Origin of the sequence: Flavobacterium sp. CAN_S2, assembly GCF_015752255.1 — a bacterium.
Lineage (GTDB): Bacteria > Bacteroidota > Bacteroidia > Flavobacteriales > Flavobacteriaceae > Flavobacterium.
In genome coordinates, this window is sequence record NZ_JADOVA010000006.1 from 171,504 (window position 1) to 196,663 (window position 25,160).

16 protein-coding genes are annotated in these 25,160 nt (G+C 33.7%); 11 read left to right on the forward strand and 5 right to left on the reverse strand.

Translation table 11 applies throughout. The features are described 5' to 3' along the window. The first annotated feature begins 101 nt into the window (after positions 1-101). The 5 genes from IWX80_RS16300 to IWX80_RS16320 all read left to right on the forward strand — a co-directional run bounded on the left by IWX80_RS16300 (position 102) and on the right by IWX80_RS16320 (position 8,123). A complete protein-coding gene (locus tag IWX80_RS16300) occupies positions 102-4,112 on the forward strand; it encodes a PAS domain S-box protein (RefSeq protein WP_196854377.1) in 4,011 nt (1,336 codons plus the stop codon). An 85-nt stretch (positions 4,113-4,197) separates the two neighbouring features. After that, the gene (gene ypfJ, locus IWX80_RS16305) at positions 4,198-5,058 is read left to right on the forward strand and encodes a KPN_02809 family neutral zinc metallopeptidase (protein ID WP_196854378.1); all 861 of its coding nucleotides are present in this window, start codon (positions 4,198-4,200) and stop codon (positions 5,056-5,058) included. A 168-nt stretch (positions 5,059-5,226) separates the two neighbouring features. Next, positions 5,227-6,516, forward strand: coding sequence for a DEAD/DEAH box helicase (locus IWX80_RS16310; RefSeq protein WP_196854379.1), 1,290 nt, complete (start codon positions 5,227-5,229; stop codon positions 6,514-6,516). A gap of 336 nt (positions 6,517-6,852) precedes the next feature. Then, positions 6,853-7,479 (forward strand): hypothetical protein, encoded by a 627-nt coding sequence (locus IWX80_RS16315; protein WP_196854380.1) that lies wholly within the window; start codon positions 6,853-6,855, stop codon positions 7,477-7,479. 164 nt (positions 7,480-7,643) lie between these two features. Further along, on the forward strand, positions 7,644-8,123 hold the full coding sequence (locus tag IWX80_RS16320; RefSeq protein WP_196854381.1) for a hypothetical protein: 480 nt from the start codon (positions 7,644-7,646) through the stop codon (positions 8,121-8,123). A 268-nt stretch (positions 8,124-8,391) separates the two neighbouring features. Here IWX80_RS16320 and IWX80_RS16325 read toward each other — a convergent pair whose 3' ends face one another. Both IWX80_RS16325 and IWX80_RS16330 read right to left on the reverse strand, forming a co-directional pair. Beyond that, positions 8,392-9,105 (reverse strand): pseudouridine synthase, encoded by a 714-nt coding sequence (locus IWX80_RS16325; RefSeq protein WP_196854382.1) that lies wholly within the window; start codon positions 9,103-9,105, stop codon positions 8,392-8,394. 157 nt (positions 9,106-9,262) lie between these two features. Then, entirely contained in the window at positions 9,263-10,798 is a 1,536-nt protein-coding gene (locus IWX80_RS16330) for a YifB family Mg chelatase-like AAA ATPase (protein WP_196854383.1), read from the reverse strand. A 234-nt stretch (positions 10,799-11,032) separates the two neighbouring features. On the opposite strand from IWX80_RS16330, the gene IWX80_RS16335 reads away from it, so the two are divergent. The 4 genes from IWX80_RS16335 (at position 11,033) to IWX80_RS16350 (ending at position 17,435) form a co-directional block, all read left to right on the forward strand. Then, positions 11,033-14,023, forward strand: coding sequence for an amidohydrolase family protein (locus IWX80_RS16335; protein ID WP_196854384.1), 2,991 nt, complete (start codon positions 11,033-11,035; stop codon positions 14,021-14,023). A 72-nt stretch (positions 14,024-14,095) separates the two neighbouring features. After that, positions 14,096-15,403: an amidohydrolase family protein gene (locus IWX80_RS16340; protein WP_196854385.1), complete on the forward strand. Its 1,308-nt coding sequence runs from the start codon at positions 14,096-14,098 to the stop codon at positions 15,401-15,403. Positions 15,404-15,412: 9 nt separating this feature from the next. Continuing rightward, on the forward strand, positions 15,413-15,790 hold the full coding sequence (locus tag IWX80_RS16345) for a PH domain-containing protein (RefSeq protein ID WP_091171087.1): 378 nt from the start codon (positions 15,413-15,415) through the stop codon (positions 15,788-15,790). 328 nt (positions 15,791-16,118) lie between these two features. Further along, the gene (locus IWX80_RS16350; RefSeq protein ID WP_196854386.1) at positions 16,119-17,435 is read left to right on the forward strand and encodes an ammonium transporter; all 1,317 of its coding nucleotides are present in this window, start codon (positions 16,119-16,121) and stop codon (positions 17,433-17,435) included. A gap of 246 nt (positions 17,436-17,681) precedes the next feature. On the opposite strand, the gene IWX80_RS16355 is transcribed toward IWX80_RS16350, so the two are convergent. Further along, positions 17,682-19,529: a CocE/NonD family hydrolase gene (locus IWX80_RS16355; protein WP_196854387.1), complete on the reverse strand. Its 1,848-nt coding sequence runs from the start codon at positions 19,527-19,529 to the stop codon at positions 17,682-17,684. A gap of 582 nt (positions 19,530-20,111) precedes the next feature. On the opposite strand from IWX80_RS16355, the gene IWX80_RS16360 reads away from it, so the two are divergent. Further along, entirely contained in the window at positions 20,112-20,546 is a 435-nt protein-coding gene (locus IWX80_RS16360; protein ID WP_196854388.1) for a GNAT family N-acetyltransferase, read from the forward strand. A gap of 35 nt (positions 20,547-20,581) precedes the next feature. After that, positions 20,582-21,655, forward strand: coding sequence for an alanine/ornithine racemase family PLP-dependent enzyme (locus IWX80_RS16365; RefSeq protein ID WP_196854389.1), 1,074 nt, complete (start codon positions 20,582-20,584; stop codon positions 21,653-21,655). Positions 21,656-21,797: 142 nt separating this feature from the next. Here the strand turns inward: IWX80_RS16365 and IWX80_RS16370 are convergent, their stop codons facing one another. Beyond that, positions 21,798-23,831, reverse strand: a complete 2,034-nt coding sequence (locus tag IWX80_RS16370) for a protein-disulfide reductase DsbD family protein (RefSeq protein ID WP_196854390.1) — start codon at positions 23,829-23,831, stop codon at positions 21,798-21,800. Continuing rightward, on the reverse strand, positions 23,831-25,141 hold the full coding sequence (gene tilS / locus IWX80_RS16375; protein ID WP_196854391.1) for a tRNA lysidine(34) synthetase TilS: 1,311 nt from the start codon (positions 25,139-25,141) through the stop codon (positions 23,831-23,833). Before tilS ends, IWX80_RS16370 begins: the two co-directional genes overlap by 1 nt. Between the last annotated feature and the right edge of the window lie 19 nt (positions 25,142-25,160).

Consider the following 25,160-nt stretch of genomic DNA (forward strand, 5'->3'; position numbering starts at 1 on the left):
TTCAAATCTGTTTTGGTTTTTATTTAAAATTTTTCCCTACATTGAACACCAAAAGTTAGAGCCCAAAATCTACTCTTTAGAAACCTCATAAAAATTTTACTATGGTGTGGTACTGTAGCCTACTGACTATTCTCAACTCAAAATTTATTTTATTTTGGGCTTATAATTTTTTTCCTCTGAGTAATCTTTTATTGATTACTATCCCCATTTTATTTGTGTTCTTAATCTATGAAGTTTATAAAATAAAATCGACTTTAAAGAGTAAGTTATTAGAAAATGGTACGGAAACAGTTTTCAAAAATAAAGAATACCAGCTGTATCTTCTTTTTTTAGGCATCATACTTCCAGCAATTGAAATCATCTTTGAGATTTTTAAAATCAGACCTAAAAGTTTATTATTAGCTAATTGTAGTATTGGCTTATTTCTGCTGATTCTCTACCTTTTAAGCACAAAATTTGCCATTATTTTTAAATATATCAAAGAAATATTCATCAGTTTATTTCTTTTGTACTTCGTTTTTATTTCTAGAAATCTGATTTATTCTCCTACAGATACAATTCCTATTGTAGGTTTTATTGTTTCCTTTTTCTTTTCATACAACATCTTAAAACCTGCAAAACTGTATTGGTTTTTCGTAGCCGCAGTTTTTACATTCTTTGTGGTTATTTTTTTATTAAAATTGATTCCTGTAGAAACCAGTATTGCGCTTGGAATCTATTCATTCATAATTTTGATTATAAACTACATTCATTACATTTCCTTACTGAATCTTGCAGTTGAAATGCGTTTCAACAATCAAATTATCAACAAAGGAAATTCGCTCATTCTGGCCACTAACAAAAAAGGCGAAATTGTTTTTTGCAGTGAAAATGTAAAAACAATTTTAGGCTATTCTGTTGACGAAGTTATGGGATTAGGCTACTGGAAAGTCACTGAAGATAGCGAATTTTTTGGTGAAGAATACCATAAAACATTTAAAGATGACCGTATATTTATTCGAAAACTGAAATGTAAAAGTGGTGAATTCAAATACATCCAATGGAATGATAAGAAATTTTCGAATGATTTAGTAATTGGAATTGGGCAGGATGTAACCAATGAAATCCAAATTCAAAATCAGTACAAGAATTTAATTCAAAATGCAATCGATCTCATTTTTGAAGTCGATACTAATGGAAATTTTATATTTGTGAATGAATTCACCATCAAATCTTTAGGTTATGAAAATGACGAAATTATAGATCGGAATTATTCAGAATTCATTCGGAAAGATTATGTTAGCAGCATCAGAGATTTTTATCAAAATTTGTTAGAAAATGAAAATTACTTTCCAACTATTGAATTTCCGTTACTAAAAAAGAACGGAGAAGAATTGTGGGTTTCGCAAAAAGTGATTATTCGTAGAAATGAACAAGGAACAGTAGTCGCTTATTCCGGTATTGCCCGAGATATTACTAAATTTAAAGATATTGAAGCTGAAAATAAAATTCGTCAGGAAAAAGTAGAACAATATAACGAAACAATTAAAAAATTATCAACGACTAACTTTAGCAATTATAAAAATCTAGATGTCAGCGTGATGCAAATCATAGAATCTGCTGCTAGAGTTACAAGATGCAATCGTGTAAGTTATTGGAAATATAACGATGATATCTTAACGTGTGAAAATCAATATGAATTAGAAACTAATTCTTTCAGTAGAGGCGTTGTTCTTAAAAAAGAAAATTTTCCAATCTATTTTGAACTGATAAAAAGCAGAAAACAAATTTGTGCTCCTGACGTATTCAGCAAATATGGACTATCAGAATTTACTGAAAATTATTTTTTAAAATATGAAATCAAGTCTATGTTAGATATTCCATTTTTTATTAATGGAGAACTCATTGGAGTATTGTGTCTTGAGGCTACTAAATCAAAAATAAATTGGGATAATGAAGATATTAATTTTGTAAGATCCATATCGGATATTATCTCCTTGACAATGATTTCACACAGCCGCTATGAAACTGAAAAAAAATTAGAATACAAAAGTGAACTTTTGTCTGCTATGGCGCTTTGTACGGAGAAATTTTTGAACAGTAATGATATCAACGATATTTTCTCCGATGTGCTTATTATTATGGGACAAGCGACCAAATCTCATCGTGCCTATTACTATCAAAATGACGGAAGCACGGGATTAATAAGTCAAAAATACCGATGGATAATCAACAATATCAAATTGACGGAGAACAATATTAAACTTCAAAATTTGCCTCATGCCTTTTTTGAGGAACTATTGACACCGCTTTTAAACAATAAAATTTACAAAGCGATAATTCCAAAAATCGAAAATCCATCGCTTAGAGATAAATTAAATAATGTTGATGTAGTTTCAATCATCTTGTTTCCAATTTTTGTGAGAAATAAATTTTATGGTTTTTTAGGTTTTGATGACACCCAAAACGAAAGAGACTGGTCTGAAGATGAAGTTAATATTCTGCAAACATTAGCCAGTAATATTTCGTCATCTATTGAACGCATTACTAACGAGACTGCTATTTATGAAAGCGAAGAGAAATTTAGATTACTGGCTAATAATATTCCTGGAACCGTTTATTTGTCGAACTATGATGAAAATAACACTAAAATTTACATCAACGATGAAATTGAAAAACTGACCGGTTATCCAAAATCAGAATTCCTGAATCATCACTTATCTTTCATTGATTTAATACATCCCGAAGATAAAGTGAGCACTATTGCTGCTCAAAAAAATGCAATAGACAGTAAAATCCCCATTCACTTAACGTACCGAATTATACATAAAAACAACCATACCGTTTGGGTAGAAGAATTTGGAGATACCATTTACAAAGATGGCAAAATTGCCTTTTTGGAAGGTATTTTCATTGACATTACCGAGAGAAAGCAAACCGAAACCGTAGTTCAGGAAAAGGAATTAGCCGAAGCTGCCAACAAAGCAAAATCAGAGTTCCTGGCTAATATGAGTCATGAGATTAGGACGCCTTTAAACGGAATTATCGGATTTACGGATTTATTGATGAAAACTAATCTTGGAGTAACACAGCATAAATATATGACTACCATCAGTCAATCGGCACACTCCTTGCTAGACATTATCAATGATATTCTGGATTTTTCCAAAATTGAAGCGGGAAAACTGGATTTGTACATCGAAAAATATGATATCAATGAAATGCTCGCTCAAGTAATTGATTTAATTTTATATGAATCCAATCAAAAAAATTTAAAACTACAACTCAATATTGCAGCAGATATGCCCAAGTATTTCTGGCTGGACAGCGTTAGATTGAAACAAATTTTGATTAATTTATTGGCGAATGCCGTGAAATTTACAGAAAGAGGCGCTATAAAATTAGAAGTATCCGTGATAGAGAAAATAGATGATTTCAATGCTACAATTCGCTTTGCGGTTATTGATACCGGAATTGGAATTTTGGAAGAAAACAAAAAGAAAATATTTAAAGCATTTTCACAGGAAGACAGTTCCACGACAAGAAAATTTGGTGGTACAGGACTTGGTTTAACGATTTCAAACCAATTATTAGGATTAATGAACAGTCGTTTAGAATTAGAAAGTACGATAGATTTAGGCAGCACATTTTATTTTGATTTAACATTAAAGACAAGCAATGAAGCGCCGGCAACAGTCAGTTTATTCGACACTGATTTTGAGTCGATTAAAAAGATAGTGGTCAAAACAAATCATCAGGCGAAAAAAGTTACTGTATTAATTGTGGAGGATAATAAAGTGAATATGTTATTATTGAAAACAATTATTAAAAATTTGCCTGTACCTACCACAATTTATGAAGCAATAAATGGTAAGTTAGCAGTGGAACAATTTGAAACGATTCATCCTGATATTATTTTTATGGATATCCAAATGCCCGTAATGAATGGTTACGAAGCGACAGAAATCATAAGGGATTTGAAATCAGGACAGTACGTACCTATAATCGCTATTACTGCGGGTACCGAAAAAGAAGAAAAGGAAAAATGTCTTAATGCAGGAATGAATGATTACATTCCAAAACCAATAATCAAAGGAATTATTGAAGAAACATTTTTGAAATGGGTACAATGACCTAAATTTAAAAAAGAAGAATTATATCTAAAATGATGTAATTTTGTATCATGAAGGTTTACTAACAATTAAAAAATAACAGATTATGAAATGGAGTGGCAGACGTTCAAGTGAAAATTTTGAAGACCGAAGAGGAATGTCCTCTGGTGGAAAAACAATTGTGGGAGGTGGAATTATTGGTATAATCATATTGTTACTAAATACTTTTGGTGGAGAAAACGTCCAAATGCTTACGCCAATATTGGAACAAATGAATGGAGGAAATGGAGCTCCTACTGAACAAAGAGACTTAACCGCCGCCGAAATTGAAGAGGGTAAATTCATAGAAGCTATATTAGTAGATACTGAGGATGTTTGGGGAAAAATATTTCAGGAGAATAACATGCAGTATGAAAGACCAAATTTAGTATTGTTCAACCAGGCTGTGGAAACGGAGTGCGGTAATGCTACCTCTGCTTCGGGACCTTTCTATTGTCCGGCGGACCAAAAAGTATATATGGATTTAACATTTTTTGAGGAACTGAAAACTAAATTTGGAGCTGAAGGTGGCGATTTTGCAACAGCGTATGTAATCGCTCATGAAATTGGCCATCACGTGCAAACCTTATTAGGCACTTCTGCTAAAATGAGACAAATGCAACAAGGAAAAAGCCAGGCCGAAGCCAATAAATTATCGGTTGCTCTGGAATTGCAAGCTGATTTTTATGCGGGTGTTTGGACACATTACAACCAAAAAATGAATAATTTCTTGGAAGAAGGTGATATTGATGAAGCTTTAAGTGCGGCTCACGCGGTTGGTGATGATGCAATTCAAGCTAAAATACAAGGACACATTGTTCCGGAATCTTTTACACACGGAACTTCGGCACAACGTAAAGCTTGGTTTATGAAAGGTTATAAATCCGGTGACATCAATCAAGGCGATACTTTTGCAGAAATAAGATAAATTTAAAATCAGTAAGAATTTAAAAAATCGGGATATATTCCCGATTTTTTTTGTGGCTATATTTAAACAAATCGGGGCAATCAAAAGCACATCGGAAAATTAACTGTACCTTTGCGCCCAATTAAAAAAGTAACCTAAATAATAGTGTTTACTTTATAAACACCATTTATGTCATTTTACTCATTAGGTTTATCTGATGCTTTACTTAAAGCCATCAGCAAAAAAGGGTACACAACTCCCTCTCCAATACAACAAAAAGCAATTCCCCCAATATTAGAAGGTAAAGATGTTTTAGCATCGGCACAAACAGGAACAGGAAAAACAGCCGGTTTTACATTACCTATTTTACAAATATTATCACAGGGTCAACAATTGCGACAAAGACCTATTCGTGCCTTAATATTGACACCAACAAGAGAATTAGCCGCACAAATATTAGCCAACATCAAGGAATACAGTGTATTTTTAGACCTGAAAAGCACCGTAATTTTTGGAGGTGTAAACCAGAATCCCCAGGTAACGCAATTGCGTCAGGGTGTCGATATTTTAGTGGCCACTCCAGGTCGATTAATCGATTTGCAAAACCAAGGTTTAATATCACTTGCCAAAGTTGAAATCTTAGTTTTAGATGAAGCTGACCGTATGCTGGACATGGGTTTCGTACGAGACATTGAACGCATTATAAAAGTATTGCCTACAAAAAGACAAAATTTGATGTTTTCGGCAACCTTCTCAACAGACATCAAGAAATTGGCGATGGGCATTTTACACCATCCCGTTCATGTAGAAGCAACCCCGGAAAACACAACCGTGGATGCTATTACTCAAATAATATATCCTGTTGCCAAAGAGAAAAAAACAGAACTGATCATTAAATTGATTACAGAAGGAAACTGGAAACAAATTTTAGTTTTTACCCGTACAAAACAAGGCGCTAATAAACTGACAGAAAGCATGATTAGTGCCGGAATCAAAGCAGCCGCTATTCACGGAAATAAAGGTCAGGGCGCACGTACCAAAGCCTTGGCGGGTTTCAAAGACGGAAGCCTGACCGCTTTAGTCGCTACCGATATTGCGGCTAGAGGTCTGGATATTCCATTGTTACCACATGTGGTCAATTTTGAATTGCCTAACATTCCCGAAGATTACGTTCACCGAATTGGTCGTACCGGAAGAGCTGGAGCCAATGGTGAAGCTATTTCGTTATTCAGTCCCGATGAAACGGTTTTTTTACGTGATATCGAAAAATTAGTGGGTTTGAATTTGCCTAAAGAAAACATCAAAGGTTTCGAACCCGATCCTAACGCTTCCAAAGAACCAATCAAACAAGGACAAGGAAGACAACAACGCGATTCAACACCGCGAAAACCAAAAACAGACACCACAAACCGAAGCAGCAATAACAGTTTTGGTCCAAGACGCCCGAGTCAAAATAATGACCGACGTTCTAATAGATAATTAATTTATATTCTTTTTTAGGAGCAGAACGAGTTCGTTTTTTAAGAGCATATTTCCCGCTATACACTACAATCCTTGTTAGGGCTGAACACTAGCCCTAACAAGGATTGTAGTGTATAGCGGGGCTATTAAGAGCGTTTTTACTTTCACAATACCATTTTGCAAATTCATCCCTTGAATATACAATAGCCAGATGACTTGTAAGAAAAAATTGTTATATTTGAAATAATTAAGTATGACGCTTGCAATATATATCTACCCTAAATTGGGTGACTTATTATAATTTTGTCAGACCTATATACTAGTTATCAGCAAATTAAAAAACAACAACTAAATATGACCATCGACAAATCAATTAAAATAGGCATTATTACAAGCTTAATAGGAAGTGTTATCTTTTTATATCTTCTCGATCCAATTTTGAAAATTCTTAGTGATCTATTTTTCTATTTAAGTAGTAAAATAAGTAATTATTTTATCGATAAACTTTATGTAGAAATTGCAGTTGGAAAAACTGATTACGCTTTAACACTAATGACAATTTTAATAGTTTTATTTACTTCCATTGTAACTTTATCCATAATGAGAAAAGTAACAAAACATAATCAATTTCTTGAAGAAAAAATTGATGAAAAAGAAAATGTATGTGAAACCGAAGAAAAAAATAAAACTTTGATTTTACTAAGAAAAACACTTCCAATCCTTTTTATTATTTTTATAAATGTTGTTATGGTTTTACAGTTAGTTTCAAGTCATATCAAAGTATCTTCTATCAATACCTTTGACCAACGTATTAGAATTTTAGCACCTTACATAAAGCCGATAGAAAAACAATTATTTATATCAAGATTTAGTTCTATGAGAACATACGATGAGTATCTTGGTATAATGATGGATATTGAAAATATTGCAGGAAAGAATAAAATTTATTTACCTGAACAACAATATACATACACCTATTAAAATCTGTTGCTAACACACGCTACAAGCAATGTGGGTTTTAAGCTTAATTTGAAATTGGTTTTGTATTTGGAAGATTTTGCAAATCCGAATAATGAGCTTAATTTAGTCCCAAACTGCTTGTAGCGCAAGAACGTTATAGGAAATAGAAGAAAAAACAACTCAAAATGAAGAAATGGATTTTAATAATATTTATAATTTTTGGTTTAAAATCAAATGCTCAAAATTCAATTCCTCGTTTTGTTAAACTTACATTGACAGAAATCAAATCTATTGAAACAGAGTTTAATTGGCATAATGAAAATATATTGGTTATTAACTTCATAACACCGATAAATTTTTCAGATTCAGATTATGAAAAAAATATTCCTCAAACAATTGATTATTGGAGTGAATTTTATAAAAATGTAGATCTAAAAAATGCTAAAAAAGAATTTGTTTATTCTGACTGCGTAGGAAGAAATCAAATGTCTAAAAACAATACTATTCATGTTGACAAAAACGAAATCATCCGCAACATTTTTTTTCCTAAAGATAAAACTTGCTCAGCAATAGTTATTCTTAATAAAAATGGTGATTTCAAAATACTAACTGGAAAATATAATCAACAAGAAATTACTGATTCAATATCCGAAATGAAGAATTAATTGCAAGTACTGGTAACAGCGCGCAAAACTTCATTGCTAAGTTTTCGGTAAGTTTTGCCACCGCTAGCGCGAGCGTCCCGCTCGTGAACATTAACAAAAGTAAATCACTATAAATTTATAATAGGCACGAGCGGGACGCTCGCAATCGCATTATCGATTTTGTAGAAGTTAACTGAAATCAAAAATCGTTAATCAAAAATCTAAAATCTACTCCTCTTTATACTGAAAACTGTTGATTCCAAATACAACAATAATGTAAAGCATTATTTTACAAATTAATATTCGATTCATACGTATTCAGATCTAGATTAAGAATAGTACCTACTCTGCTAAACTCTTCATTAATCTTGGCATTCAAGATAAGTGGTTCATTTGTTATAGGATGATTAAAAATTAACTGATGTGCATGAAGCATCATTCCTTTCAGTTCAAAATTCTCCAGCCATAATTTATTTTGTTTATTACAACCATGTGGCCGACTTCCTAAAATGGGATGAAAAATATGTTTGAAATGTTTTCGTAATTGATGCATACGTCCAGTTTCAGGAATCGCTTCTACCAAACAATATCGTGACGTTGATTTATTGTTAAATTCTAACTCAATTTCGGTAGTTTGTAATCGATGAAAGTAGGTTATCGCATTTTGTGTGATGCCATCATCATTGGTTAAATCATAATCAATCGTTAGTTCTTCAGGTGACCAACCACGTAAAATGGCTAAATATTTTTTTTCGACTTCGCGTGTGGCAAATCGATCATTCATAATTTTTAAAACATCCTTGTCCAACGCAAATAACAAAACACCAGATGTTTTGCGATCTAAACGATGAATAGGATAAACATGCTGTCCTCCTATTTGATTTCTCAATTCTTGAATCGCATAAACTTTTGCATCGCGTGCGTAAAATGATTTGTGGACTAACAATCCACTTGGTTTATTAATTGCAATAATATATTCGTCTTGGTAAAGAATTTCTAACATTTGGCAAAAATAAAAGAGATTTCTCTCGAAATCTCTTTTTTGAAGTATTTATTTCTATACTTTTCTTTTTTCTCGCTCTAGTGCAATCCTACTCTCAATTTAGCAGCCGTGAAACATCTGAAATCAAAAATCGTTACTCAAAAATCTGAAATCTAATTTACCCCAACCAACCATCTCGATCCAAACTTCTATATTGAATCGCTTCGGCAATATGACTGGAAACCACAATTGGAGCGGCATCAAGATCAGCGATCGTGCGTGCTACTTTCAAAATACGATCGTAGGCCCGCGCAGAAAGATTCAATCGTTCCATTGCCGTTTTCAATAATTGCTTGGAAACATCATCCAAAGCGCAATATTCCCGAATGTGTTTGGTATTCATTTGAGCATTGTAATGGATGTTTTCCATTTGTTCAAAGCGTTCGGTTTGAATTTCTCGTGCTGCAGTCACTCTTTTCCGAATATCAACACTGCTTTCTGCTTTTTGATCATCCGATAATTTTTCAAAAGGAACCGGAGTCACTTCAATATGAATATCAATTCTATCCAATAAAGGTCCTGAAATTTTACTCAAATACCTCTGCATTTCATGTGGTGAAGAAGTTTGCGGCGAATCCGGATCATTGAAAAAACCACTTGGACTTGGATTCATACTCGCCACCAGCATAAACGAGGACGGATAAGTAACCGTAAATTTAGCTCTGGAAATTGTCACTTCTCTATCTTCCAAAGGTTGACGCATAACTTCGAGAACATCACGTTTGAATTCTGGCAACTCATCCAAAAACAAAACGCCGTTATGCGCCATAGAAATTTCGCCCGGTTGCGGATAACTCCCTCCGCCCACCAAAGCTACATTAGAAATAGTATGATGTGGACTGCGAAACGGACGCTGATTCATCAATCCCACTTCTTTTAATTTTCCGGCAACGCTATGAATTTTGGTAGTTTCAAGTGCTTCACGCAACGTCATCGGCGGCAAAATACTCGGTAAACGTTTGGCTAACATCGTCTTTCCTGCTCCCGGCGGTCCAATCAAAATAATATTGTGTCCTCCGGCAGCGGCAATTTCCATACAACGCTTTATGCTTTCTTGTCCCTTGACATCGCTAAAATCGAATTCGGGAAAATCTAATGTTTTATAAAATTCGGCTCGCGTATCTATTGTTGTTGGTTCCAGCGTTCCTTTTCCTTCAAGGAAATCAATTACTTCCTGAACATTTTCAATTCCATATACATCCAATCCGGCAACAATTGCTGCTTCTTTTACATTTTGCTTTGGAAGAAAAAAACCTTTAAAACCTTCTTCTTTGGCTTTAATGGCAATGGGTAGAGCACCTCTTATTGGTTGAAGGCTGCCATCAAGGGAAAGTTCCCCCATAATGATGTATTTATCAACGTCCTCGGCATTGATTTGCCCAGATGCGACCAAAATTCCGATGGTTAAAGTCAAGTCATACGCAGAACCTTCTTTGCGCAAATCAGCGGGAGCCATATTGATAGTAATTTTTTTTCCGGGCATGGCATACCCATTATTTTTAAGCGCCGCCGCGATTCGGTAACTGCTTTCTTTGATAGCATTATCTGGCAAGCCAACTAAATGATAACCAATCCCTTTATCAATATTTACCTCTACGGTAATCGTTGTGGCTTCGACTCCAAAAACTGCACTTCCAAAAACTTTAACTAGCATCTGTGTTTATTTGATTCTAAAATTAGAGAAAACTTTTCTTATTATTATAAGAAATCCTACATAAGTTCCAATAAAATTGAGAATAATAAAAAAATCTTCAAAAAATACGCTAAATACTTTGGCGCACAGCCCAATACCCTCCATTTTCCGCAAAAAACAAATGTTAAAATTAAAAAAATCTAAGGTATAATATTAACATTTTTCTACTTTTAGAAAATAATTAGAAACCACACTATGAAAAAAATCTTACTCCTACTCTTTTTCAGTTTTTTACTGCCAAAAACCTACGCACAGGAATACTTTCCGAATAACGAAAGTGTTCAAAACAAAAACACCAATTTTACCGCTTTTACCAATGCGAAAATTTATGTAACGCCCACACAAATTATCGAAAAAGGTACTTTACTGATTCAAAACGGAAAAGTTATTGGCGTTGGAACTAACATTTCCATTCCAAAAAATTGTACCACAATCAACTTAGAAGGAAGATCCATTTATCCTTCTTTTATTGATATTTACACGAGTTTTGGAATCGAAAAACCAAAAGGAACAACTGAAAGAAACCCTTTGTATGATACAAAAAGATCCGGTTTTTATTGGAATGAGAGCATTCGTTCAGAATTGAATGCCTACGAAGCATTTAAATACGACCAACCTAAAGCCGAAGAATTATTAAAAGCTGGATTTGGTGTTGTGGGAACTCATATCCCGGACGGAATTGCCCGCGGATCAGGAACTTTAATCGCTTTGAATAACTTTGAAAAAAAGAATCAATTGCTATCTGATAAAGTGACCAATCATTTTGCTTTTACTAAAAGTGTTACCACAAATCAATCCTATCCAAGTTCATTAATGGGAATGATGGCATTGTTACGCCAAATGTATTATGATTTAGACTGGTACAAAAAAGGAAATTCAACAACCAAAGATTTGTCATTAGAAGCTATGGCAAATAATGAAAAATTAGTTCAAATATTTGCTTCTGAAGACAAATTAAACAGTTTAAGAGCGTCCAAAATTGCGAAGGAATTTGGTTTAAATTACGTTTTAAAAGGAAACGGAAATGAATTTGAACGCATTGAGGAAATCAAAAAAACGAATTCGAAATTTATTATTCCAATCAATTTCCCTGAAGCCTATGATGTTTCTGATCCGAACCAAGCGAACCAAATGGAATTGAAAGATTTGCGTTTTTGGAATCAAGCGCCTACCAACCTTAAAGTTTTATCGGATAATGGAATTGTTTTCGCATTGACAACAGACAAGTTAAAGAAGATGGAGGATTTCAGACCTAATCTTTTGAGAGCCATAAAATATGGTTTTGATAAAACTAAAGCATTAGAAGCTTTGACTACCATTCCTGCTGCGCTTTTAGGAAAAAGCAACGAAATGGGTACTTTGAAAACAGGAAGTTTAGCCAACTTTGTGATTACATCCGGAGAAATTTTTGAAGAAAAAACAGTGCTGTATGAAAACTGGGTTCAAGGAAACAAATTTGTTGTCAACGACATTGCAACGAAGGACATCCGTGGAAATTATGATTTAACTATTAACGCTGAAAAATACAAATGGAAAATTGATGGGGAGATTACTGCACCAAAATCAGAAATCACAACAGTAGATTCCAAAAAAATAAAGTCAAAACTGACGATGACTAATAATTGGATTTCGACGGTAATCAAACCTAATGATTCTACTAAAACGAGCTTCACCAGATTAATTGGATACATCGAAGACACACAAAATCTTTCTGGAAAAGCAGTTTTATTCAATGGAAATGAAGTGAAATGGTCAGCAGTGAAAACGGCTCCATTTGTAAAAGCGATTGATTCTTCTAAAATTGAAAAAAACAACATGATCATCCCAACAACATTTCCAAATGTTGCTTTTGGTAACCTAAAGAAACCTACCGCAGAAACAATACTTTTTAAAAATGCTACTGTTTGGACTAATGAAAAAGACGGTATTTTAGAAGAAACAGACGTATTGGTGAAAAACGGAAAAATAGCTTCTGTTGGGAAAAATATTACTGATGCATCTGCAACAATTGTTGATGCTAAAGGAAAACATTTAACCAGCGGAATCATTGATGAACATTCACACATTGCCATTTCAAACGGTGTGAACGAAGGCGGACACAATTCCAGTGCCGAAGTAACGATACAAGATGTTGTGAATTCAGAAGACATTAACATCTACAGAGATTTAGCCGGTGGAGTTACAACATCTCAATTATTGCACGGTTCAGCTAATCCTATTGGTGGACGTTCTGCAATTGTAAAATGGAAATGGGGAGCACCTGCAGAAGAAATGCTATATAAAAACCAACCCGGATTCATCAAATTTGCTTTAGGTGAAAATGTTAAACAATCCAATTGGGGTAACGTAAACCCTACTCGTTTTCCACAAACCAGAATGGGAGTTGAACAAGTTTTTACTGATTATTTCCAACGTGCAAAAGAATATGACTTAGCTTGGAAAGCATACAAAGCTAGTGGTAAAAAAGCAAAAGGAAATGCACCAAGAGTAGACTTAGAGTTACAAACATTAGCCGAAATATTAAACAAAGAACGTTTCATTTCATGCCATTCTTACGTGCAATCTGAAATTTTGATGTTGATGAATGTAGCTGAAAAATTTGATTTTAGAGTTAATACCTACACTCATATTCTTGAAGGTTACAAAGTTGCCGATAAAATGAAAGAACATGGCGTTGGAGCTTCTACTTTCTCAGATTGGTGGGCTTATAAATTTGAAGTGAATGATGCCATTCCTTTCAACGGACCAATTATGCATAATGCAGGAATTGTAGTTGCCTACAACTCTGATGATGCTGAAATGTCCCGAAGATTGAATCAAGAAGCAGCAAAAGCAGTAAAATACGGTAATGTTTCAGAAGAAGATGCATGGAAATTTGTGACATTGAATCCTGCTAAATTATTGCATATAGATGATAAAGTAGGAAGTATAAAGGTGGGCAAAGATGCGGACATTGTACTATGGAATGCAAATCCTTTATCTATTTATGCAAAAGCTGAAAAAACCTTAATTGAAGGTGTTGTGTATTACGATGCGCAAAAAGATGAAGCGCAAAGAGTAGCAATTGCTAAGGAAAGAAGCGAACTTATAGGTCAGTTATTGCAAGAAAAAAATAAAGGGATGACTACGCAGGAACCTAAAAAGAAAGAAAAAACAGAATATCACTGTGATTCTATGGAAGAATAACGGAATAATTTGAATTTCAAAAAAACCGAGCTTTTATAAAAAAGCAAAGCAATTTTAAAAAAACATACAAATATGATTAGTAAAAAAATATATCTTTTAGTGTTGGTCTGCAGCATCTCAATACTTGCAAAAGCACAACAAACACCAGCCGCTAAGCAATCAAAATCTGTTTTGATTCTTAATGCCACAGCACACTTGGGTAACGGTGAAATAATTGAGAATAGTGCCATAGGATTTGTGGACGGGAAAATAACTTTGGTTGCAGATGCCAGAGTAATCCGATTAGCCGCAGGAGCATACGATGTGACAATTGATGCCAGCGGAAAACATGTGTATCCCGGATTTATTGCTCCAAATTCCACCTTGGGACTTGTCGAAATTGATGCCGTAAAATCCTCTGACGATGAAGATGAAATTGGAGTTATGAATCCAAATGTAAGAAGTATTATAGCGTACACTGCCGATTCTAAAGTTATAGAGACGGTACGACCAAACGGTATTTTGATGGCTCAAATAACGCCTCGTGGCGGAACAATCTCTGGTTCTTCGTCAATTGTTCAATTGGATGCTTGGCATTGGAAAGATGCAATTATAAAAGAAAATGACGGAATTCATGTGAATTTCCCCACTACTTTTAGAAGAGGTGGATCACGATTTGAACCTGGAAATATTGAAGCCAATAAAGATTATTCGAAACAAATTTTAGAATTATCTGGATTTTTATCTAATGCAAAAGCCTATTTAGGCGATAGTTCGAAAGAAAGAAATTTAGTTTTAGAATCTACAAAAGGTTTGTATGACGGAAGTCAAACGCTGTTTGTTCATGCCAATGAGGAAAAACAAATTATAGATGCGGTACAATTTGCCAAAGAAAATGGTATTAAAAAAATGGTCATTGTTGGCGGATATGAAGCTTATAAAGCTGCTGAATTATTACAAAAAAACAATATTGGCGTCTTGCTAAGAAGAGTTCATGATATGCCTGAAAACGATGACCATGATATTGATTTACCATACAAAGCAGCAAAATTATTAACCGATAAAGGTGTTCTGGTAGGTTTAGAAAATAGCGGTGCCCATGAAAGAATGAATACCAGAAATTTACCGTTTTTAGCAGGAACATGCGCTGCTTACGGAATGGATAAAGAAAAAGCATTGCAACTAATTACGTCAAATACTGCTAAAATATTAGGAATTGATGCGCAATGTGGTACCTTAGAGCAAGGAAAAGATGCTACATTATTCATTTCCGAAGGTGATGCCTTAGATATGAGAACCAATAAATTGACTAATGCCTTTATACAAGGGAGAATGATTAGTCTGGAAACACATCAAACAAAGCTGAACGACAGATATAAAACAAAATACAATCAAAAATAAATTAATATAATGGGACTATTTAACGCCATTTTAGGCAATGCATCTGAAGTTAACATTGAAAATGTTTCGAATGAATTTGAGCCAATCTTAATTGATGGAGAAAAAATTGAAAAAGCGTATAAGCTTATTCGGGATATGTTTATTTTCACCAACAAAAGGCTGATTTTAGTCGAAAAACAATTGGTTGGAAGCAAAGTTGATTATATGTCGATTCCATATTCCAGCATTAAGAAATTCTCTAAAGAAAGTGCGGGAATATTAGATTTGGATGCCGAATTAAAAATTTGGTTAAACCACGATAATAATCCAATTGTGAAACAATTTGGTAAAGGCGGAAACAACATCAATGAGGTTTATAAAATTTTAAGCATGCATACGCTAAAATAAACACATCATTTATAATTTGAAGGCACTAAGTGAAATCCATGCAATTAGTGCCTTTTTTAGTTTAATCTCTTTTGTCATTACAAAAGACGGCGACAAATCAGAATAGGATTCTTAATTTTTTGTACAAAAGGCGGTTTTAGGTATCAAAACATAATATTCCTTTAACCTAACTTTAACAAATTATAAATATTAACTTCATATTATATTATACCCACAATAAAAAGGGGTACACATTGTTTAAATCGTAAAAATAAAACATTCAATTACTTTTATAAAGGGGGTTGTTAAGGTTTTTTATATTTTTATCGAAATTTAAAACTAAAAAACAATGAGAAAAATTATTTTAAGTGTGATATTAATCACAATCTTGGTATTAACCCTTTTTTCAAATTATTTTCTAACAGATAGCCCTGCTCCTGCCGAAGCTGTAAAATTTGACACTGGCGATACCGCTTGGATGATTGTTGCTACAGCACTTGTATTAATCATGACTCCTGGTTTAGGTTTCTTTTATGGTGGAATGGTAGGTAAAAAAAATGTCATCAGTACCATGCTTCAAAGTTTTATGGCCATGATAATTGTAACGGTTTTATGGGTTGTTATCGCTTTTGGATTATCATTTGGACCAACAGTTGGAGGCGTTATAGGAAATCCTATCCCGAATTTATTTTTTCAAGGTGTAGGTACAAATACAGCATGGAGTCTTGCTCCTACAATCCCTTTTATGTTATTTGCTTTGTTTCAAGCAAAATTCGCTATAATTACCCCAGCTTTAATTACGGGTGCTTTTGCTGAAAGAATTCGTTTTTGGGCTTACTTGCTATTTATGGTTTTATTTATATTACTTATTTATACACCATTAGCGCACATGACTTGGCACCCAGATGGTATTTTCTTTAAAATGGGAGTATTAGATTTCGCCGGTGGAACTGTAGTTCACATGAGTGCTGGATGGGCTGCATTAGCAGGAGCTATTTTCTTAGGAAAAAGAAAAGCACAAAAACCTAATCCTGCACGTATCACTTATGTATTATTAGGAACTGGTTTATTATGGTTTGGATGGTTTGGGTTCAATGCCGGATCGGCTTTAGGTTCTAACGGTTTAGCGGTTCAAGCGCTTGGAACTACTACTGTTGCAGCCGCTGCAGCTGGAATGGCTTGGGTATTTCTTGACAAAATTCTTGGTCATAAACTTTCTGCAATGGGAGCTTGTATCGGTGTGGTAGTAGGTTTAGTGGCTATTACTCCTGCCGCAGGATTTGTGAGTATTCCTCACGGAATGTTCATAGGAGCTTTTGCCAGTATCGTTAGTAATTTAGTGGTTAGAAGTTTCCACAAAGGAAAAATTGATGATGCTTTAGACGTATTTGCTTGTCATGGTGTGGGCGGAATGGTTGGAATGCTTCTAACTGGAGTATTTGCTTCAAAATCAATCAACTCCGTTGTTGGTGATAATCAAGGTCTAATTTTTGGAGACGCTACATTATTTATTAATCAATTAACTGCTTTAGTAGTTGTTTCCATATTTGCTTTTGTAGGTTCCTATTTCCTTTTCTTTATCGTAAATAAAATTACTCCACTTCGTGTAAGTGAAGAAAAAGAAGAATTAGGTTTAGATATTTCTCAACATGGTGAATTTTTGTAAATCATCTTAAGATAAAAAAACTCTCTGAATTCAGAGAGTTTTTTTTTTGCTCTAAAGTCATTTAAAGAAGGATGATTTTTGCAGTCTGTACAATTATCTTTAGACAAGAAATAACATCTTTAAGAAACATTTTTTGCCAGACTAGTTTTAGTCAATATCTTTTAAAAACAAAATCTCAATCTTTTTTAAAGATTGGGATTTTGTTTTTAAATATAATATAATGCTTTTTCTAAGTAAACGGATTATCTATTTTAAGACAGTAAACTCAATTTTTGAATCATTATAAATTCTATGAGTTTGCTTTTGAAAATCTTCTGGTTTAGCATAAAAGATATTATCGACAAATGTTTGTGGATTCAAATCAATAAACGGAAACCAAGTACTTTGAACCTGAATTTGGATTTTATGTCCTTTTTTAAAGGTATGAAAAACATCTTGCAACTTAATATTCACTGGTGTTTTCTCATTAGCAACAAATGCTTCCGGTTTTGAAAAACTGTTTCTGAAACGTCCTCTCATAACCTCACTGCGCACCATCATATGATAATTACTCATCTTCAAATAAGGAGCAACATCTTTAGTCTCTGGCTCGTCATTTGGGAAAACATCAACCACTTTTACAATCCAGTCCGCATCTGTTCCTGTAGTAGAAACTTGTAATTTAGCCAATATATCTCCTGCTAATGTGGTATCATCACTCAATACTTCTGTTTCAAAAACTATCACATCTGGACGTCTCGCAGCAAAACGCTGATCATCCGTCATATATTTCCTTGGTGTAAGCCCTGCTTGTTTGATATCTTCAGAATAAGGAACCGGTTTTTTTGGGTCACTGATGAATTCTTCAAAAGAAATATTTCGTTTCGCCATTTTTGTCAATTGATTTCCTTGCAAAAAGAAATCTTCTTTTTCAGTATTTTGAGGAGGCCAAGTTTCATAGGTCTTCCACTCTTTTCTTCCGGTGTCAAAAACATAGGCTTCTGGTAATTTATTTTCACCTTTACCATTATTTTTTAAGAAATGACGAAAGAAATTAGCTTCTATGTTTTTTTGATAATAACCGGAAATACTGTCTCCAAAATTAATATTACCAATCACTTGTTTTGCTGAATTTCTAGCCCAATCACCATGGCTCCAAGGTCCCATAACGATAGTGTTGTAGTTCTTGCTACTCTTTTCTATCGTACTATAGGTATTCAAAGGACCGTATAAATCTTCGGCATCAAACCAACCTCCAACGGTCATTACCGCTGGTTTAATATTTTTTAAATGTTGTAAAATACCACGTTTTTGCCAAAAATCATCATAACTGGAATGATCTTTCAGCTGTTGCCAAAACTCATTGTCTTTACCATAATATTTATCTAGATTCGATAATGGTCCTGCATCCAAGAAAAACTGATAATCATCATTTGATCCTGTATTCGTAAATTTATACCAAGGTTCTGTAGTACGCTTTGTTTTTTGTGGGCCAAATAATGGCGTCACTTTCCAATAACTCAATAAGTATGCTCCATTGTGATGAAAATCATCAAAAAAGAAATCGGCAATACACGCTTGAGGTGAAACCGCTTTCAAAGCTGGATGATTGCTTAACAAAGAATATGTAGCGTAAAAACCAGGATATGAAATCCCCCAAGTTCCAACATTTCCGTTGTTATTCGCCACATTTTTGACCAACCAATCTATCGTATCATAGGTATCAGAAGCTTCATCGGTATCTTTTTTTCCTTTTTTATTTGGAATAAAACCGCGCATATTATCGTATAATCCATCACTCATGAACCTTCCACGAACATCTTGATAGACTACGATATATCCTTCTTTCATCATGGTTTCGCTTGGAGAAATACTTCTTTTTAGCTGACCTTCTCCATAAGGACCGGAATTATATGGCGTTCTTTGCATTATAATCGGATATTTTTTAGAAACGTCTTTGGGAGTGTAAATTGATGTAAATAATTCTGCCCCGTCGCGCATCTTTATATGCACTTCTTTTTTAGTGTAATTTTCCGAAACATAATTGGCTTTATTGTCTTGGGCAAATAATAATGCTCCAATAAAAAAAAGAGAAATACTAAGTAGTTTTTTCATGAATTTTTTGAGTTAAAAATAGTTTTTAAAGGTAAAAAATCTCACTGAATATAATATCGTTATTTCAACTTTTTTAAAATTCACAGATTGACTTTAATGAGATGAAAAAGTAGCAATTTACGCTCTTCATAATAGCTCATTATTCAACGCTTTCACACCAACAATTCATCATTTATATATTCGATTCAGCAATTTTTTCTGCCAGATATTCCTTTGTCTTTGCCTTGAATTATTTACAAAAAAAACCAAAAAAAAGATCGTTTTTCCTTATAAAAAGCACATTTTACCCATTTTAAGAGCTATTTTCAGATAATTTGCCTTATATTTGTAAAATACCAAATTATTTTTTGTGGTTAATAAAGTTTCTTTTTACGAAGTTTTAATCCAAAATTTGATTCCTTTATTTCAGAAATTATTCTGAAAAAATCATCTTTTTTTTGCAGTTTTCTGCATCTCTTGCCTTTTGGAAGAATTCCATTTACAGGCTAATAACTAACCGAAAAAACAATACTATTTGATTTTCTATTTAGAAAAATCAATAGCTTAATTATTGCTCATATTTAATAATAAATTACTTTAAAAATGATATTTAAACAAATTAATAACAGAACCGGAGAAGATAAAATCTACACCAATCAAATTATAACACTATTCCTTCACACCCATTTAGAGCAGTACGGCGATACGATTGAAGACATTCAAAAATGTATTGATTACGTTATGAATCCCAATAAAGGAGGAAATATTGTAGTGGGAATAGATGATCAAAAAATTGTAGGCGTTGTTATTTTAAACAATACTGGAATGAAAGATTACATTCCAGAAAATATTTTGGTTTATATCGCTGTAGACAACAGCCAGCGTGGTAAAGGTTTGGGAAAACAATTGATGCAAAAAGCCATATCCATTACCGAAGGCAATATTGCATTGCATGTCGAACCTCATAATCCTGCCAAAAAATTATACGAAAGTTTAGGTTTTACTAATAAATACCTAGAAATGAGACTTACTAAATAGTTCTGTCTTAAACAACTTGTTTTAAATTATCAGAAATGGCATTTATAAAATTATATCGCAAAAAATTACAGGAAAACTATCAGTTTTTAGATGAAACATTTAAATCCAAAAATATTGAATGGGGCGTAGTTTCCAAACTGTTGTGTGGAAATAAAATTTACCTTCAAGAAATCATCGCTTTAGGAGTTCGGGAAATTCATGATTCAAGAGTGAGCAATTTGAAAAAAATTAAAGCATTAGATCCAGAAATTCAAACCGTCTATATAAAACCACCTGCAAAACGAAGTATTGAAAGCATTGTTAAGTATGCAGATATAAGTTTTAATACTGAAATCTATACCATACAACTACTTTCAGGTGAAGCGATGAAGCAAAATAAGACCCACAAAATTATAATCATGATTGAAATGGGCGATCTTCGTGAAGGTGTTATGGGAGAAGAATTAATAGCCTTTTATGGTACTATTTTAAAAATGCCAAATATAGAAATCTCTGGAATTGGCACCAATTTTAATTGCCTCAGCGGCGTAATGCCAACGCAGGACAAGCTAATTCAATTAAGTTTATACAAGCAATTAATAGAAGCTAAATTCAATATCAGTATTCCGTTCGTCTCCGGAGGAACTTCGGTTACAATACCGTTGCTCCTAAAAAATGCGCGACCAATGGCCGTAAATCACTTTCGAATAGGAGAAGCGCTCTTTTTTGGGAAAGACTTGTTTACTGGAAATACAATTGAAGGAATGCACCATGATGTTTTCAAATTATATGCTGAAATCATCGAAATTACTGAAAAGCCGAATACGCCAACAGGTGAATTAGGAGAGAATGTAGCCGGAAATTCGTTTTCAATGAATGATGTCACTGATCTGGGAATTACTTCCCTGAGAGCCATTCTAGATATTGGCTTGCTTGACATGCAACCACAATATATTGAATCTGATGACACGGATATTACTATCGTAGATGCCAGTTCTGATATGTTGGTTATCGATATTTCTAATTCTAAAAAGACGTATAAAATTGGAGACTTAGTTGCTTTTCAAATACGCTATATGGGCGCTTTGTATCTTTTAAATTCTGATTATATCGAAAAAATAATTGAATAAAAAATTTCCTGTCTAGAGTTAAAATATAACAATTACACTTAGTAAAAAACACTAAATTCAAAAAAAATTGCACTAATTTCCAAAGATTACTTCTTAGAAATTAGTGCAATTTACGTTTACTGTTTTGTCCTGATGCTACGCTTTATTTAGCCTTTTTAAAGCGATCAATTCCTTCTCTCAACCAGCCTTTATAAGCATTAATATCCGAGTTATAACTTTCAGGTTTATCAGACAACATATTTTCTTCTACATCTATAACAATGTAATACGGTTGCGCGTTAGCTTTGTATCTTGTAATTTGGAAATCACTCCATTTATTTCCAACACTTACAATTTCTTTACCCGTTTCTTTAGATACATATTGCTCGCTTTTTGGTAATTCTCTTTTGTCATCCACATACAAAGAGATTAAAACCACTTCGTCTTGTAATATTTTTAGAATCGCAGGATCAGACCAAACATAATCTTCCATTTTTCTGCAATTCACACAAGCATATCCTGTAAAATCAAGTAAAATGGGTTTGTTTACTGATTTGGCATAAGCCAATCCCTTTTCATAATCTTCAAAAGCGATAAGATCATGCGGTCCTAAATGTGCACCTTCCGGCAAAATTTGAGCTGATACATTGGAACCACCTTTTGAGTTTCCTACTCCGTACGGACTTTCGCTATACGTCATTGGAGGTGGAAAACCAGAAATTAATTTTAATGGTGCTCCCCAAATTCCGGGAATCAAATAGATAGTAAAGGCCAAAACCACTAATCCTAAAGACAATCTTCCCACCGATATATGACTCATCGGGCTATCATGCGGAAGCGTAATTTTCCCGAATAAATAAAAGGCCAATGTTCCAAAAATAGCAATCCAAATTGCCAAGAAAACCTCTCTTTCCAAGAAATGCAATTGCAATACCAAATCCGCATTTGACAAAAATTTGAATGCCAATGCCAATTCTAAAAACCCTAAAACTACTTTAACGGTATTCAACCAACCACCTGATTTCGGCAATGAATTCAACCAACCCGGAAACATGGCAAACAACATAAAAGGTAAGGCCAAAGCCAATGAAAAACCTAACATTCCAACAATTGGTGCAATTCCGCCTTTAGAAGCAGCTTCAACCAAAAGTGTTCCTACGATAGGTCCGGTACACGAAAAAGATACAATTGCCAATGCTAAAGCCATGAATAAAATTCCAATTATTCCGCCTCTATCCGCTTGATTATCGACTTTATTTGCCCAGGAATTTGGCAACATAATCTCAAAAGCTCCCAAAAATGACGCCGCAAAAACAACTAACAGAATAAAGAAAATAATATTAAACCAAACATTCGTAGACAACGCATTCAATGCATCCGCACCAAAAATCCACGTCACTAAGAATCCTAAAACCACATAAATGAAGATGATAGCAATTCCATAAATAATGGCATTTCTAATTCCTTTTGCTTTTGTTTTACTTTGTTTCGTGAAAAAACTGACCGTCATAGGAATCATCGGGAAGACACAAGGCGTAAGCAACGCTGCAAATCCAGATAAAAAAGCGATAAAGAAAATAGACCATAATCCTCTTTGCTTGGAAGGTTTGGTATCCAGAACAGGAACTTTTTCAGGAGTAACAACTTGGTCTTTATTTACATCTGTATTTGTGACAGCAGTGTCTACTTTTGCTGAGTCTATTGTAGTTAAATCTGATGCTACAGTAGTTATTTCTGCTGTTTTTGCAGTGGCAGGAATGGCAAACGTAAAACTCTTCTCTAAATTGATACACGCTTCTTTACAAACCTGATAATTCAAATTGACTTCAATTTTTGTAATCTTTGGGTTTGTTATCGTGATTTCTTGTTGAATTTGAGCTTTTTTCTCAAAGTACGTTTCGTTCACTTCAAAAACATCATTGAAAGCAGTTGTGGTTTTGCTTTCTTTGGCTTTGCCAACTAAATTAAAATTTCCTTTTTGATTTTTGAAAATAATTTCCAAAGGCAAAGATCCTCCTTCAGCTGTAAATTGGGAATATAAATGCCAATCTTTTTCTATGATGGCATTAAAAGTAAGAATATAATTATTCTCCGATTTCTTTTCTATTTTGGTAGTCCATTTTGCAGGATCAAGAATTTGGGCATATCCATTGGCAAAAGCCAAAAAAGCAATAAGTATAAATAGTAGTTTCTTCATTATTCTAATTGTATTTTAAGTATATTCTTTGTTGTGTTCTCTATTCTAAAACGCTCATCCTGACGAAGACCAATAATCCAAACTATTTGATCATTTGAACACAAAAGCCACGAATTTTCTTTTTCCAGCAAGGATAATTTTTCATCTTTAAAAAGCTTACTCACTTTTTTCGATTTACCATTCATCCCAAAAGGTTGAAAACTATCGCCCTCATTCCAATGACGCAAAACCAAAGGAAATTGAAGTTTATCAGCGTCAACAAAGATAGCTGAGTTCGTCGTTAAACTAATGTCCGCTACTTTACAAAACGTAAGATTTAAGGGAATATTAACTTCTTTTTGATTTTCATCAATTGAATATTCCTCCTTTTCATTTACGAAATTTATCGGACTTAGGATTAAAGAATCTCTGTCTTTCAATAATCTATATTCTGGCGAAAAAACGTATTTACCAGATTGGCTTTCAACCAAATCATAAATATCTTCCCATGCCGAAAATCCAAATTCTTTCAGCCATTGATGCAAATACGATTTGTAATTGGGTAATTTTTTTAATTTTTTTAAATCAAAATAAATAGTATCATCCTCTTGTTTAGCTACTTGTTGATAAATCATAATCGAAGCATCTTCAACCATCACTTGCGCTTCTTGCAAATAGGTTTGCGTTTTATGAAACGATGAAAGAAAATTGGGATTCAATTCCTTTAACATCGGAACCAGATGATGGCGAATTTTATTCCGAAGGTATTTATCCGATGCATTGCTGCTGTCTTCGCGCCATTGAATGTTATTTAATTTGGCATATTCTTCCATTTCCTCTTGGCTAAATGCCAAAAGCGGACGAATTACCCTATCGTTTTGCTCTGGAATTCCAGTTAAACCTTCTAATCCTGTTCCTCGACTCAAATTGATTAGGAACGTTTCCAGATTATCATCTGCATGATGTGCTGTGAGAATGTAATCGAATTTTTCAGTTTTTAATAATTCATAAAACCAGTTATAACGCAACTCGCGTGCAGCAACTTGCGTAGAAACTTTATAATCTTCTGCGAAAGCTTTAGTATCAAATTGTGTTATAAATACCGGAATATCATTTGCGGAAGCATATTCCTGTACAAAATTTTGATCTTCAAAACTTTCCATTCCACGCAACTGAAAGTTACAATGTGCGATTCCTATTTCATAATCCAATTGCTGAAACAAATGCAACATTACCATACTGTCTTTCCCGCCGCTTGTGGCAAGAAGTATTTTTTTTCCGCTCAAGAACTGGAAATTATGATGAAGATGGTTTTGGAATTTTTGTAGCATGTTCAAATTTAATTAATTC